Source organism: Streptomyces sp. SAI-135 (assembly GCF_029893805.1).
Lineage (GTDB): Bacteria > Actinomycetota > Actinomycetes > Streptomycetales > Streptomycetaceae > Streptomyces.
This window is the reverse complement of sequence record NZ_JARXYP010000002.1, coordinates 4,680,619-4,695,176: the sequence shown is the minus strand read 5'-3', so window position 1 is coordinate 4,695,176 and position 14,558 is coordinate 4,680,619. Positions and strand designations below refer to the sequence as shown.

Annotated in this window: 8 protein-coding genes; 2 read left to right on the top strand and 6 right to left on the bottom strand. The window is 68.2% G+C overall.

What is annotated here, in order from left to right; translation table 11 throughout:
- Positions 1-2: 2 nt before the first annotated feature.
- From M2163_RS25700 to M2163_RS25690, 3 genes are all read right to left on the bottom strand, one after another.
- Positions 3-1,691, bottom strand: a complete 1,689-nt coding sequence (locus M2163_RS25700) for a protein kinase family protein (RefSeq protein ID WP_280895154.1) — start codon at positions 1,689-1,691, stop codon at positions 3-5.
- 119 nt (positions 1,692-1,810) lie between these two features.
- Entirely contained in the window at positions 1,811-4,087 is a 2,277-nt protein-coding gene (gene murJ / locus M2163_RS25695; protein WP_280850511.1) for a murein biosynthesis integral membrane protein MurJ, read from the bottom strand.
- Positions 4,088-4,131: 44 nt separating this feature from the next.
- Positions 4,132-6,501, bottom strand: coding sequence for a DUF6049 family protein (locus tag M2163_RS25690; RefSeq protein WP_280895153.1), 2,370 nt, complete (start codon positions 6,499-6,501; stop codon positions 4,132-4,134).
- A gap of 257 nt (positions 6,502-6,758) precedes the next feature.
- On the opposite strand from M2163_RS25690, the gene M2163_RS25685 reads away from it, so the two are divergent.
- A complete protein-coding gene (locus M2163_RS25685) occupies positions 6,759-8,201 on the top strand; it encodes a CCA tRNA nucleotidyltransferase (protein ID WP_280895152.1) in 1,443 nt (480 codons plus the stop codon).
- A gap of 83 nt (positions 8,202-8,284) precedes the next feature.
- Here M2163_RS25685 and M2163_RS25680 read toward each other — a convergent pair whose 3' ends face one another.
- The 3 genes from M2163_RS25680 to M2163_RS25670 form a co-directional block, all read right to left on the bottom strand.
- Positions 8,285-9,559, bottom strand: coding sequence for an MFS transporter (locus M2163_RS25680; protein WP_280895151.1), 1,275 nt, complete (start codon positions 9,557-9,559; stop codon positions 8,285-8,287).
- An 87-nt stretch (positions 9,560-9,646) separates the two neighbouring features.
- Positions 9,647-10,729 (bottom strand): inositol-3-phosphate synthase, encoded by a 1,083-nt coding sequence (locus M2163_RS25675; RefSeq protein WP_125188603.1) that lies wholly within the window; start codon positions 10,727-10,729, stop codon positions 9,647-9,649.
- 44 nt (positions 10,730-10,773) lie between these two features.
- Positions 10,774-11,454, bottom strand: a complete 681-nt coding sequence (locus tag M2163_RS25670) for a PadR family transcriptional regulator (protein WP_280850516.1) — start codon at positions 11,452-11,454, stop codon at positions 10,774-10,776.
- 351 nt (positions 11,455-11,805) lie between these two features.
- Here M2163_RS25670 and M2163_RS25665 point away from each other — a divergent pair, with 351 nt between their 5' ends.
- The gene (locus tag M2163_RS25665) at positions 11,806-14,493 is read left to right on the top strand and encodes a transglycosylase domain-containing protein (protein WP_280895150.1); all 2,688 of its coding nucleotides are present in this window, start codon (positions 11,806-11,808) and stop codon (positions 14,491-14,493) included.
- Positions 14,494-14,558: the final 65 nt, after the last annotated feature.

The following is a 14,558-nucleotide window of genomic DNA, read 5'->3' as shown; positions in this document are numbered from 1 at the left end:
CCTCAGCTGGTGACCTTGATGTCCGCCACCCGGCCGCGGTAGGTGCCTTCCTCCGTCAGAGGCAGCTTGGTCAGCCAGACCAGAAGGTAGCGGGACTTCACGGCCTTGTCCGGCTTGAGCGGGACACCCGTACCGGAGCCCTCGGCGACCTTGGTGTAGGCGTCGAAGGTGGTCGGGCGGGAAGTTGCGTCGCTTGTGGCGGCCCGCAGTTCGACGGACGTGTTGCCCATGAACGTGACGGTGACCTTGCCGATGTCCTGCACCTTGCCGAGATCGAGGATTATCCCCAGGCCCGGCTTGAGGTTCCCGAAGTCGGCGCCCGCGTAGTAATCCGTCTGCCAGTACGACGAGGTGTCGCTGTCGTAGGCCTTCTTTATGTCGGTCGGCTTCTCGGATCCGTCGCCGAACGGGTCGAAGTCGTACCCCTTGACGATGGAGATCGGAACGCTGGCCTTCTTCGTCGGGCTCTTGTCGCCGTCGTCGGTCGTCTGGGTCTGGTTCTCGTCCGACTTGCCGCCCCGGTCCATCAGCGCGTCCGCGAGCTGCCAACTGCCGAGGCCCAGCGCGGCGATGAGGAGAGCGGAGACCGCCCACTTCAGGGCCCGGCCCGTGCGGCTCTGCAGCGGCGGTGGCGGGGGCGCTACGGGCTGGGTGACACCGGGGTGCGGGGCCGGCCGGCCGTACGTGCCCTGCTGGTACGTCGTGCGCTGGTACTCGGGCGGCGCGGTGAACGCCGGCTCCGGCGGGCGGATGCGGGGCATCTCACCGAGCGCCTTGACCAGTTCCTCGGGCGTCGTGCATGCCGACTCGTGCCGCGAGGCGGTCGCACCGTCGTTGGCGAGCGCCCGCATGGACAGCTCGGACAGCCCACGGTGGACACCCGCCCGCACCTGGTCCGGTGCGATCAGACCTACGTCCTTGGGCAGACCGGCCAGACCGTAGGCGTCGTTCTCGTACGGCCACCGCTGGGTGAGCGCCGCGTACAGGAGCGCCCCGATCGCCTCGGTGTCCGCGCGCTGCGGAGTCTCCGAACTGACGCCTCGCAGGGCGGCGTTCACGGCGAGGCCGCGGATGCGCCACTGGCCGCTCGATGTGCGCAGAACCGCGTTCGGGTTCAGCCGCAGGTGCGCGAGGCCCTCACGGTGGGCCGCGGCCATGGCGGAGGCGACCTGAGTGACCATCTGGTAGGCGTCGTACACCTCCAGCGGGCCCGGTGCGAGGAGAGTGGTCAGCTCGGTCGCGTCGGGAAGCCATTCGTGGACGACGTAGACGAGGTCGTTCTCCTCGACGGCGTCCAGCACCTGGACGAACCGCGGGTCGCCCAGCAACGCGGAGGAACGGGCCGCGGCCAGGACGGAACGCGCCCGGGCATGGTCCGCGGGCAGGATGTGCACGCCGACGGCCCGACGGAGTTTCTCGTCGACGGCACGCCAACTGCTGAACCCGTCCAGACGGGTGACGCACTCCTCGAGACGATAGCGTCTGGCGAGTTTGTGGCCGCTGTGCAACTCCGGCGGTGACGCCTTGCCAGGACTCTCGGTCCCGCCACTCCCCTGTGCCTCGACGTCTTCCGTGTCCCGCTCCCGGTTCTTGGCGACGCCGTCGGCCGTGGACTGCTCCGCCTTGGCGGTCAGCGGTTCGTCACCGCTGGTGTCTGCCACGTCGACGGCAGCCGTGCTCCGTTCCGCCACCGTCGTTCCCTGCCTCCCCATTCATTGCGCGCCGTGCGACGCAGAATCCAATTGTGCCCACAGTCCGCCGCTATGCACGACACACGGTGGCGGACGATGGTTGTGCGCGTACCCCTGCCTCAGCGGCCCAGACGCCCCCGGACCATGCCGACCAGTGAGTTGAGTTCCTCGATCCGCATCCTGCGTGCGGCGACGAAGAAGATCCCGAGCAGAACCGCCCCGCCCGCGATCAGAGCGGCGAACGAACCGATGACTCCCTGGCCGAGCGAGTGCCCGATGCCGTAGCAGGCCGCTCCGCTGAGCAGCGCCGCCGGGACGGATGCGATGCAGAGCCGGGCGTAGGTCCGCAGGACGCGGTTGCCGTCCAGGTCGCCGCCGAGGCGCTTGCGCAGCCGGTTCCAGGCGACGCCGACGCCGATCGCGTAGGCGAGACCGTACGAGGCGGCCATGCCGGCCACGGCCCAGCGCGGCGGCAGCACCACGTAACACAGCGCCGACGCTCCCGCGTTGACCGCTGCGACGATGACCGTGTTGTAGAAGGGGGTCCGGGTGTCCTCGTAGGCGTAGAAGGCGCGCAGGACGACGTACTGGACGGAGTAGGGGATCAGGCCGAGGCCGAAGGCCATCAGCATGTACCCCATGTTGGTGGCCTCGCTGGTGCCCGAGGAGCCGAAGATCAGCGTGCACATCGGGATGCCGAGGGCGAGGAACCCGAAGGAGATCGGCACGATGGCGACGGCCGTGGTGCGCAGGCCCTGGGAGATGTCGTCGCGGACGGCGCCGCCGTCCTCCTCGGCCGCCGAGCGGGCCAGACGCGGGAGCAGAGCCGCCATCAGAGAGACGGTGATGATGGCCTGCGGCAGGCCCCAGATCAGTTGGGCGTTGGCGTAGGCGGAGAATCCGGTGCCGTCGACGGGAGAGGCCTTGCCGGACGCGGTGGACAGCTGGGTGACCACGAGCGCGCCGGCCTGGTTGGCCAGGACGAACAGGACGGTCCACTTGGCGAGGGTCACGGCCTTGCCGAGTCCGTGGCCCCTCCAGTCGAAGCGCAGCCGAAGCCGGAACCCGGTCTCGCGCAGGTAGGGAATCATCGCCAACGCCTGGACCACGAGGCCGAGCAGAACACCGATGCCGAGGAGGCGCTGCCCCTCCGGCGGGATGTTCGTGACCTTCATGCCCGAGTTGGCCGCGCTGCCGTAGACGTAGATGAACATCCCGAGCGTCACGATGATGACGATGTTGTTCAGGACGGGGGTCCACATCATCGCGCCGAACTTCCCGCGCGCGTTGAGGATCTGTCCCATCACCACGTGGATGCCCATGAAGAAGATCGAGGGCAGGAAGTAGCGGACGAAGGTGACACCGACCTCGTTGGCCGCCGGGTCGCCGGCCACCGAGTCGGACAGCAGCCTGATCAGGAACGGGGCGCCGAGGACCGCGAGGGCGGTCAGAGCGCCGAGTGCCACCATCACCAGGGTCAGCAGTCGGTTGGCGTACGCCTCGCCGCCGTCCTCGTCCTCCTTCATGGCGCGCACGAGCTGCGGCACGAACACGGAGTTGAGGCCACCGCCGACAGTGAGGATGTAGATCATCGTCGGCAGCTGGTAGGCGACCTGGAAGGTGTCACCGAGCAGACCGACACCCAACGCCGACACGATCAGGGCCGAACGGATGAAACCGGTAAGGCGCGAGACCATCGTGCCGGCCGCCATCACGGCGCTCGACTTGAGCAGGCCCGTGGCCTTCCCGCCCTTCTTCGCGGGAGCTGCGGGAGCTGCTGGTGCCGCGGGGGCGGCCGAAGCCGCCATGGCCGGCGCCGTACCCAGGTTCATGGTCTCGTCGGCCGAGGGCACCGCGGGAGCCTGGAACCGCGGCGGCGCCGACGGTCCACCTGGTGCGGGCACCGACGGGGGATCCGTCGGGCGGCCGCCCCGCTGCTGCTGGTCGCGGAAGAGGTGGGCGAACGCGTCCGGCTCGTGGCGTTCCTCGCCGGCCTGGCTCACCAGATCGTCGACCCCCACGAACTGCGTGGTGCGCGGGTCGTCGCCGTACGGCAGGTACTGGGTCGGGCCCTCCGGCTCGGGCGCCGGTGTCTGCGCCCAGACGTGCGGGTCCGGAGCGTAGGGAGACTGGGGCGGCTGGGAGTAGAGCGGCTGCTGCGGCTGGTAGGTGCCGGGGGGTGGCGGGGGGTGCGCCGCCCGGTCGTAGAGGGCCTCGGCGACCGGGTCCTGGGCATGGAGGTCCTGCGCCCGGTAGGGGTCCTGGTCGTAGGCGTCCTGGAGGTACATGTCCGCGGGAGCCTGCGGCGGCACCTGGCCATGCTCGGGCGGCGGCCCCTCGGGGCGGCCCGAGTCGTCCGCGCCCTGACCGCGATCACCGTCGTACGGCGCGTTCATGGTTACCCCACCTCATCGTCCCGGGCCCACCGGCCACGACATCCTCAACGGTCCACTCTCTCACCCGTGCCGGACGGGTCGGCGCTTTCCGCTTCGGTGTCCGCTGTCAGGTCACTCGGCTGCTCCGGGTCGTCCGCCCGGGGTCCGGTGCCGGACTCCTCCTTGAGACGGTCCTCGGAGCCTTCCGGGTTCTCCGGGCCCTCCACGGCTTCGCCCGCCTCGTCGTCCGGACCCTGCTGCCCGGCCCCACGGGCGGTCGCGCGCTTGCGCTGGGTGTACATCCGGAATCCTGCCAGCACCAGCAGCAGGACACCGCCGCCGATGACCAGCATGACCGTGGCCGTGAACTCGGTGACCTTCACGTCGAACCTGACGGGCTCGCCGTACGGCTGTCCGTCCTCGGTGTACAACTGGGCGATCACCGAGGCCTTGCCGTTGGCGTTGGCCGTCGTGGTGAACTTCACCGTCTGGCTATGGCCGCCCGAGACATCCACGGGCTGCTCGTAGTAGGAGGAGCCGCCGATCTCGAGCCGGTTCGGGCTCAGCGAGGTCAGCCGCAGCCTCAGGTGCTCCACTCCCTGCACCAGGTTGTTCTGGACCGTCACGGGGATCGTGGCGCTGCGGCCGGAGAGCTTGGTCTCCGACTTGTCGATCAGGCTCACCTGGGAGGTCAGTTCGTCGAGGTATGCCTCGACGTCACTGCGGAAGCTGCTCGCCTCGGTGGCGCGGCCCCGCCACGACGTGGACATCTCGCGGTTCATGGCCCGCCCGAAGGGGGTCACGACTCGGGACTGGTCGGAGAGGATCACCTTGAAGTTGTCGAGCTTGTTCTGGGTGCTCGCGATCTGCTGGAAGGCCCACTTCGGCAGTTCCTGCTTGCGCAGCGAGGCGGGATAGGCGGACGCGGAGGGCACCTTGGTGGTGGCCCCGGGGTCGGGCTTGGCCGCGGCCGCCGCCGTGAGCTTCTGGGTCTGCGACCAGTTCCCGCCCTGCAGCGCTGTGATCGCCTGGGCCATGGCAGCGGCCTGGCTCGCCGTGGGCATGCGCTGCGGGGCGACGACGATGCTGCGCTGCTTGTCCGTCTGGAGGCCCAGAGCCAGGCTCTGGGCCAGGAACCGCTGAACGGCGAGCGTGGTGGCGGAAGCCTGGGTCAGATCGCCCTGGAAGGCCGTGGACAGCCGTGCGTCCGCTACGACCGCCGTGGTGCCGCCGCCGATGGGGCGGGCCGCGGAAGGCGTGTACGACAGTCCGCCGGTCTCCTGGAGGCTGTCGCTGCGGGCGATCACCTTGTCGGCGCCGGCGGAGGTGGCGACCTTGACGATCGACGGGTCCACCGCGCCGTTCACCGGCCAGGCGAAGTCGGTGCTCGGTGTCACGTGGAGCACGGTCCGCACCGTGGTCGCCGCGACGTCGGTGGCCTCGTCGAGATGGCTGAGCGAGCCGGTGACGCTCGTGCCGTTGTGGGCGAGGGAGGCGAGGTCGGGGTCGGCGAACGGGAGCGCGACGACTTCCTTGTCCTCCACAGCCCTCTGCAGCTTGGCCAGCCACTGCTTGGCGAGTGCCTGGTGGGTGCCGGCGGTGGTGGTGTCGCCCTCGCCCTGGATCCGGTAGCTGCGGGTCATCGCGTCGACGGACGCCAGCAGATCCGGGTCGATCACCCAGGTGACGTCAAGGTTCTCGCCCAGCGACAGCATCTGGTCCAGTCGGCCGCCCGCCGAGATCTCCTCGGCGAGGTCGTCGTTGAGGAAGACCGGCGTCTGCTGGGCGTTCGAGCCGGTCTCCGCCGTCATGTGCACGGTGGAGATCAGCGGCCACAGGAACGTCGTCTTCGTCCTCGGGTCCGCTTCGTCGGACTGCCAGGGCAGGAAGGTGCGCTGGACGCCCAGTGGCTGGTCCCACGGCTGTGCCGCAGTCTTGCCCGACACGGAGACGGCGAACTGGTAGACACCGGAGTCACCGAGGTCCAGCTCGTCGACCGGCACGGAGATGGAGAAGGGCTCGGACACCCCGGGGGTCAGCTTCGTGAACTTCGTCTCGTACTTGCCGCCGACCTCGGACCCCGTGGCGCCCTGGAGCGAGTTCTTGTTGTCGGTGACGGTGTCGATCGACGAGCGGGTGTTCAGCTCCGGGCCCACTTGCAGTCCCACGTGGGCGGCCGTGACGGCCTGCTTGCCGTGGTTGGTCACCGTCCCCGACACGGTGAGGGTGTCACCGTCCGTAGGCGCGCTGGGGCTGAGTGTGTCGACCGCGACGGAGACCGACCCGGAGTCGTCGGCGGCCTGGGCGGGCGCCGCGGCGGAGAACTGGCACAGGCCGGCCAGCAGTGGGGCACCTGCGAGCAGGGCTCCGGTACGCCGCAGCCAGCGGCGGGCAGGTGAGGGACTCGTCCCCTGGAAGTCTGCCGCCTCGGCCACGCGCTCGCCCGTCCCTCGTCGTCGTCAGTGGTCGTCGGAATGTGCGTCCACGCATGGTAACGATGCGCGCTGAGGGGAAGTGCCGCGGACTGGTCCACAAGATCGGGGGAGGCCGTCGCACTGTCCCGAATGTGCATGTATGAAGGGGAGCACGTCCGTGAGTCTCCGGAGCAGACCTTGTGCAGGTCCGGATGGCGAGTCTGTGCACGTTTAATGGAGGCGCCCGGGAACCTTTGGGCCACGTACCCTCTTCTGTTGTGCCGAACGCCAACGAAGACAACCTCAGTGCCCCGAGTCAGGTGCAGGACCGCGTGGTGGACGAACCGATCCGGGTCGCACCTGTCGCCGACGAACTCGCCCGCCGCTTCCAGGAGGCCGGGTTCTCACTCGCCCTGGTCGGCGGTTCGGTCAGGGACGCACTGCTCGGCCGGCTCGGCAACGACCTGGACTTCACGACCGACGCCCGTCCTCAGGACGTTCTGAAGATCGTTCGACCGTGGGCGGACGCCGTGTGGGAGGTCGGGATCGCCTTCGGCACCGTGGGAGCGCAGAAGGACGGTTACCAGATCGAGGTGACCACCTACCGGTCCGAGGCGTACGACCGCACCTCGCGCAAGCCAGAGGTGTCGTACGGCGACTCCATCGAGGAGGACCTCGTCCGGCGTGACTTCACCGTGAACGCGATGGCCGTCGCCCTCCCGGAGAAGAAGTTCATCGACCCGCACGGCGGCCGCGACGATCTCGCGGCGCGGGTGCTGCGGACGCCGGGCACTCCGGAGGCGTCCTTCTCGGACGATCCGCTGCGGATGATGCGGGCAGCGCGCTTCGCGGCGCAGCTCGACTTCGAGGTGGCGCCCGAGGTGGTCACCGCGATGACGGAGATGTCCGGGCGTCTGGAGATCGTCTCCGCGGAGCGGGTCAGGGACGAGCTGAACAAGCTGATCCTGTCCGCCCACCCGCGCAAGGGACTGACCCTGCTGGTCGACACGGGACTCGCCGAGCACGTGCTGCCTGAGCTTCCGGCCCTGCGACTGGAGAGCGATGAGCACCACCGGCACAAGGATGTCTACGAGCACACGCTGATCGTCCTGGAGCAGGCCATCGCGCTGGAGAAGGAAGGGCCCGACCTGACCCTCCGCCTGTCCGCGCTGCTCCACGACATCGGCAAGCCGCGCACCCGCCGCTTCGAGAAGGACGGCCGGGTCTCGTTCCACCACCACGAAGTGGTCGGAGCGAAGATGACCAAGAAGCGGATGACGGCGCTCAAGTACTCCAATGAGCTCGTGAAGGACGTCTCGCGGCTCGTCGAACTCCATCTGCGTTTCCACGGGTACGGCACCGGGGAGTGGACCGACTCGGCGGTGCGCCGCTATGTGCGGGACGCGGGCCCGCTGCTCGACCGGCTCCACAAGCTGACCCGCTCGGACTGCACAACCAGGAACAAGCGCAAGGCGGCGGCACTGTCGCGTGCCTACGACGGTCTGGAGGAGCGGATCTCCCAGCTTCAGGAGCAGGAGGAGCTGGACTCGATCAGGCCCGACCTCGACGGCAACCAGATCATGGAGATCCTCGGTGTGGGGCCCGGCCCTGCCGTGGGCCGCGCTTACAAGCACATGCTGGAGCTCCGCCTGGAGAACGGGCCGATGGAGCACGATGAAGCGGTGGCCGCGCTGAAGGAATGGTGGGCCGCGCAGGACTGAGGTCGTCGAACGGCGCCATGTTTCACGTGAAACATGGCGCCAGACGTATCGAGGGGCGGTGTTTCACGTGAAACACCGCCCCTTCATCGTTCGGCCGCCATCTGCCGTTCTTTCGTCATGACTACGGCGATCGCTGCATAGAGGACGGCGACCGTGACCACGAGGGGGGCCGAGCGGCCGTCCGGCGGCAGAATCAGGGCGGCCACGGCCGCGGCGCCCACGAAGGCGATGTTGAACAGGACGTCGTAGACGGAGAAGATCCGGCCCCGGAACCCGTCGTCGACGGAGGACTGCACGATGGTGTCCGTCGCGATCTTCGCTCCCTGGGTGATCAGACCCAGAATGAACGCCGCGACAAGCATGGGGACGGTGGCGAAGGGCAGTCCGAGTGCGGGCACCAGTACCGCGGCGGTCGCCGCGCACACGGCGATCCATCGTTCCGGTCCGAGTTTCCCCGCGGTCCACGGGGTGATGACCGCGGCGACGAAGAACCCAGCGCCGGAGATTCCCAGCGCCAGGCCCAGCAGGGCCAGTCCGGCGTCGGGATCGGATGTCAGGGCGTATCGGCAGAGCATCAGCACCATGACGAGCAGAGCGCCGTAACAGAACCGCATGACCGACATCGCGGTGAGCGCTCGGGCAGCCGACCGGCGCGCGGGTGCGGCGAGATGCCGTACACCGGCGGCCAGGTCACGGGCTGTTCCCGTGAGGGCGGCGCCGAGGTGGGGCTGGATCAACTCGCGGTCGGGGCCCAGCAGTTCCGCGGGCATCCGCAGGGCGGCGAGCGCCCCGCACAGGTACAGCCCCGCTCCCAGGAGCACCACCGCGGCATCCGAATCGGCGACCAGTAGTCGTACGACGAACGCGAGGCCCCCGCCTGCTGTCGCGGCGAGCGTTCCGGCTGTCGGGGAGAGTGAGTTGGCGATCACCAGCCGTTGCTCGTCCACGACACGGGGCAGTGCTGCGGACAGGCCGGACAGGACGAAGCGGTTGACGGCGGTGACGCACAGGGCTGAGGCGTAGAAGAGCCAGTCCGGGACGTGGCTGAGCATCAGGACAGCCGTCGCTGAGGCCAGCAGGGCGCGCACCAGATTGCCGTAGAGGAAGACCTGGCGGCGGCGCCAGCGGTCCAGGAGGACGCCGGCGAACGGTCCCACCAAGGAGTACGGGAGCAACAGGACCGCCATCGCGGAGGCGATCGCCGCGGCGGAGGTCTGTTTCTCCGGGGAGAACACGACGTAGGCGGCGAGTGCGATCTGGTAGACGCCGTCGGCGCCCTGGGAGAGCAGGCGCACAGAGAGCAGACGCCGGAAGTCCCGGAAGCGGAGAAGGGCACGCAGATCGCGGACGACGGACATGGGGCACAGCCTCACATACGGCGAAGGTCCCCGGGCGATACAGCCCGGGGACCTTCTGCAGCCCTGGCAGGAGCGTTTGAGTGAGCCTTAGCGCTCGACTTCACCCTTGATGAACTTCTCGACGTTCTCGCGGGCCTCGTCGTCGAAGTACTGGACCGGCGGGGACTTCATGAAGTAGCTGGAGGCCGACAGGATCGGGCCGCCGATACCGCGGTCCTTGGCGATCTTCGCGGCGCGCAGCGCGTCGATGATGACACCCGCGGAGTTCGGGGAGTCCCAGACCTCGAGCTTGTACTCCAGGTTCAGCGGGACGTCACCGAAGGCCCGGCCCTCGAGGCGGACGTAGGCCCACTTGCGGTCGTCGAGCCAGGCCACGTAGTCCGACGGGCCGATGTGGACGTTCTTCTCGCCGAGGTCCCGGTCGGGGATCTGGGAGGTGACGGCCTGCGTCTTGGAGATCTTCTTGGACTCGAGGCGGTCCCGCTCGAGCATGTTCTTGAAGTCCATGTTGCCGCCGACGTTCAGCTGCATCGTGCGGTCCAGGACGACGCCCCGGTCCTCGAACAGCTTCGCCATGACGCGGTGCGTGATGGTGGCGCCGACCTGGGACTTGATGTCGTCACCGACGATCGGGACGCCCGCCTCGGTGAACTTGTCCGCCCACTCCTTGGTGCCGGCGATGAAGACCGGGAGGGCGTTGACGAAGGCGACCTTGGCGTCGATCGCGCACTGGGCGTAGAACTTCGCCGCGTCCTCGGATCCGACGGGCAGGTAGCAGACGAGGACGTCGACCTGCTTGTCCTTGAGGACCTGGACGACGTCGACCGGGGCCTCGGCCGACTCCTCGATGGTCTCGCGGTAGTACTTGCCGAGGCCGTCGAGGGTGTGGCCGCGCTGGACGGTCACGCCGGTGTTCGGCACGTCGCAGATCTTGATGGTGTTGTTCTCGGAGGCGCCGATGGCGTCGGCGAGGTCGAGACCGACCTTCTTCGCGTCGACGTCGAACGCCGCGACGAACTCGACGTCACGAACGTGGTAGTCGCCGAACTGGACGTGCATCAGTCCGGGGACCCTCGACGCCGGGTCGGCGTCCTTGTAGTACTCGACTCCCTGAACCAGCGACGCGGCGCAGTTGCCCACGCCGACGACGGCTACGCGAACCGAACCCATTCCGGTTGCTCCCTGTGTGTACGAGTGAGGCCCTGGCAGGGACCTCACGTGGCGGTGTCGCCGGGCGTATCCGGACCGGGGGTGTCCCCGGGCCGGGGCAGGACGCCCGGCGCTCCCTCTGTGGTGTCGCGAGCGGCTTCTCCTTGGCCGGGGCCCTTCCGGTCCCGGCCGGCCCGCTCGCTCTCGATGAGCTCGTTCAGCCAGCGCACTTCGCGCTCCACGGACTCCATCCCGTGGCGCTGGAGCTCGAGTGTGTAGTCGTCGAGGCGCTCCCGGGTGCGTGCCAGCGAGGCACTCATCTTCTCCAGGCGCTCCTCCAGCCGGCTGCGGCGGCCTTCGAGGACTCGCATGCGGACGTCGCGTGAGGTCTGCCCGAAGAAGGCGAAACGAGCGGCGAAGTGCTCGTCCTCGTACGCGTCGGGACCCGTCTGCGAGAGCAGTTCCTCGAAGTGCTCCTTACCTTCCGCCGTCAACCGGTAGACGATCTTGGCGCGACGCCCTGCGAGTGGTGCGGCGAGGGCGTCCTCGGTGGTGTTCCCCGGTTCCTCGATCAACCAGCCGTTGGCGACCAGCGTCTTGAGGCAGGGGTAGAGCGTGCCGTAGCTGAACGCCCTGAACACGCCCAAGGACGTGTTGAGACGTTTGCGCAGCTCATAGCCGTGCATCGGGGACTCGCGGAGCAGGCCGAGCACGGCGAATTCGAGGATCCCGGAACGCCGGCTCATCGTCGCCTCCTCGTCACTGTCTCGCACCGATGTATCGACTCGATACATCAAGACGATAGAACGCCCTTCCGGAAGCGACAAGTGGGGGGCCGGTGACCGGGATCACATCAAGGTTTCATGCGAGCCAAGTTGCCGGATTTGGGGTGAACTTCGGGCCTCAGCGGGTTTTGACGGTGCGTAGTCTGTGCGGCATGCACACCACCGGGAACCGAGTGACGCCTGGGGAGCGTCGCTGTCCCGGTGCGGTACGGATGAATGAGCGACCGACCACATCCGTACTTCGGGGGGACCGGAAACCAGCCGCCGTTTCCAGGCGCGCAAGGGTGCGCCTGCCCGAGGAGTAGTCGTTCGATGAGCGAGCACCGTCGCAAACCGCCGCAGCCGCAGGGAGGCGGACGTGCCGCGGCCCGACGCGGCCAGTCCGGCTCGTCCTCCGGCCGCCGCGCGGCTCCGCGAGGCGCCACCGGGTCTCTTTCCGACTCCTATGGGACGAGCTCCCAGGAGTCGGCGTCCTACGGTCCGGGAGGCGAGGAACGTCCGTACGGCGGCCGTGCCGAGGCCCGCCGCGCGGCTCAGAGAAGCACGGGTGGCGGTGGTCGCCGCAGAGGGGCGGAGCCTGCTCGCGGAGCAAGGCGCGGGGCTCCGGCCGGCCGGGGGCGCGCATCCGATCCGGGCAAGAAGCGGCTCATCGACTACCCGCGCGCGGGCAAGTACGGTGTGGCGCGCTGGGTGCCGTCCTGGAAGCTGGTGACAGGCCTGTTCATCGGCTTCATCGGAAGCCTGGTCGCGGTCGCCGGAGTCGGTTACGCGCTCGTGAGCGTTCCGAACGTCGCCGAGACCGCGACGGCGCAGAACAACGTCTACTACTGGTCGGACAACACCGAGATGGTCTCCACCGGTGGTGAGACCAACCGCCAGATCGTCAACCTCGCCCAGATCCCCAAGGCGATGCAGTACGCCGTCGTCTCGCAGGAGAACAAGACCTTCTACACCGACAGCGGCATCGACCCCAAGGGCATCGCCCGCGCCGTGTTCAACATGGCGAGGGGCGGCAACACGCAGGGTGGCTCCACCATCACCCAGCAGTACGTCAAGAACGCGCGCCTGGACGACCAGTCCCAGACCGTCACGCGCAAGTTCAAGGAGATCTTCATCTCCATCAAGGTGGGCGCCACGGTCAACAAGGACGAGATCATGGCGGGGTACCTGAACTCGGCGTACTACGGGCGCAACGCGTACGGCATCCAGGCGGCCGCGCGCGCGTACTTCAACAAGGACGCCAAGGACCTGAATCCGGGCGAGTGCGCCTTCCTCTCCGCCATGCTCAAGGGCGCCACGTACTACGACCCGGCGGGCGCGCAATCGATCGACCCGACCAACGCCTCGCCTGAGGCCAACAGCCGGCGGGCCCTGCGGCAGATGCAGGACACCCTCAGCAAGATGGTCGAGTACGGCCACCTCAGCGCGGCGGAGCGGGCGAAGTACACCACGCTGCCCAAGTGGCAGAACCCTCGGTCCAACACCCAGCTCAAGGGGCAGGTCGGCTATCTGGTCGACCTCGCCAAGGCCTATCTGGTCAACAACAAGATCATCAGCGCCGACCAGCTCCAGCGGGGCGGCTACTCGATCTACACGACCTTCGACAAGAAGAAGGTCGGTGAGCTCGAGGCAGCGGTCAAGAAGGTCCGCAAGGAGAACATCGACCCCAAGAAGCGCCCGGACAAGGACACCTACGTCCAGTTCGGCGGGGCGTCGGTGGAGCCGGCCACCGGGGCGATCCGGGCCTGCTACGGCGGTGAGGACGCGACCACCCACTTCACCAACAACTGCGACTCCACCGGTGCCCAGGTCGGCTCGACGTTCAAGACGTTCGTGCTCGCCGCGGCGATGAAGTGGGGCGTGCGCGATCCGGACCTCGGTGAGAGCCAGGCGCAGGACGAGCGCACCGTCGTCAACGCGAAGAGCCTGTTCAGCGGCAAGAACGACCTCAAGATCAAGAACTACGACGGTTCGATCTGGAAGAACGAGGAGGGCAAGGAGTGGCTCCAGGAGAACGACGGCAAGCAGTCCTACGGCTCTCCGCCCAAGTACCAGATCGATCTTCGTGAGGCGATGCGGGAGTCGGTGAACTCCGCCTTCGTGCAGCTCGGCATGGACGTCGGCCTGGACAAGGTGAAGGAGGCGGCCATGGACGCCGGCCTCAAGGAGAACAGCCTGGCCGGCACCAACTACCCGTCCTTCTCCATCGGTATCTCCGACCCCAGCGCTATCCGCATGGCGGGCGCGTACGCGACCTTCGCGGCGAGCGGCAAGCAGAACGAGCCGTACTCCGTCGAGAAGGTCACGAGCAAGGACGGCGACGTCTTCACGCACAAGGCGCAGCCCGAGCAGGCCTTCGAGAAGAAGGTCGCCGACAACGTCACCGATGTCCTCAAGACCGTGGTCGAGGACGGTACGGGTACGAACGCCCAGCTGACCGGCCGTGAAGTGGCGGGCAAGACCGGTACCACCGACGGCAACAAGTCCGCCTGGTTCGTCGGGTACACCCCGCAGCTCTCCACGTCGATCACCATGTTCCGGCTGGACGACGACGAGACCAAGAAGAACCGTACGTTCCTCGAGATGTACGGGACGGGTGGCCAGGAGAAGATCCACGGTGCGTCGTTCCCGTCCGAGATCTGGCACGACTACATGGAACAGGCTCTGAAGGACCAGAAGGCGATCGACTTCCCGACGCCGGAGCCCATCGGTGAGATCGTCAACGAGGAGCCGAGCCCGACGCCCACTCCGACGCCCAGCGAGACCGAGTCGGCGACGCCGACTCCGACTCCGACGCCCAGCCAGACGCTCACGTCACCGACGCCCACAGCGACGGAGACCTGTCGGTTCGACTGGCAGTGCAGCGACGCGGGCGGTACGGACAACGGGGGCACCGACGGAGGCGTGACCTCGTCCCCCACGGCCACCTCGACGGACGGGAGCGGCGGCAATACCAACGGCAATGGCAATGGGGGCCTCTTCGGCGGCTCAGGCGGTTAGTCGCCAAATGCCCCGTCGAGGGTGTTTCACGTGAAACATGGGCCGTCGCACCCACCAGGTGCGGC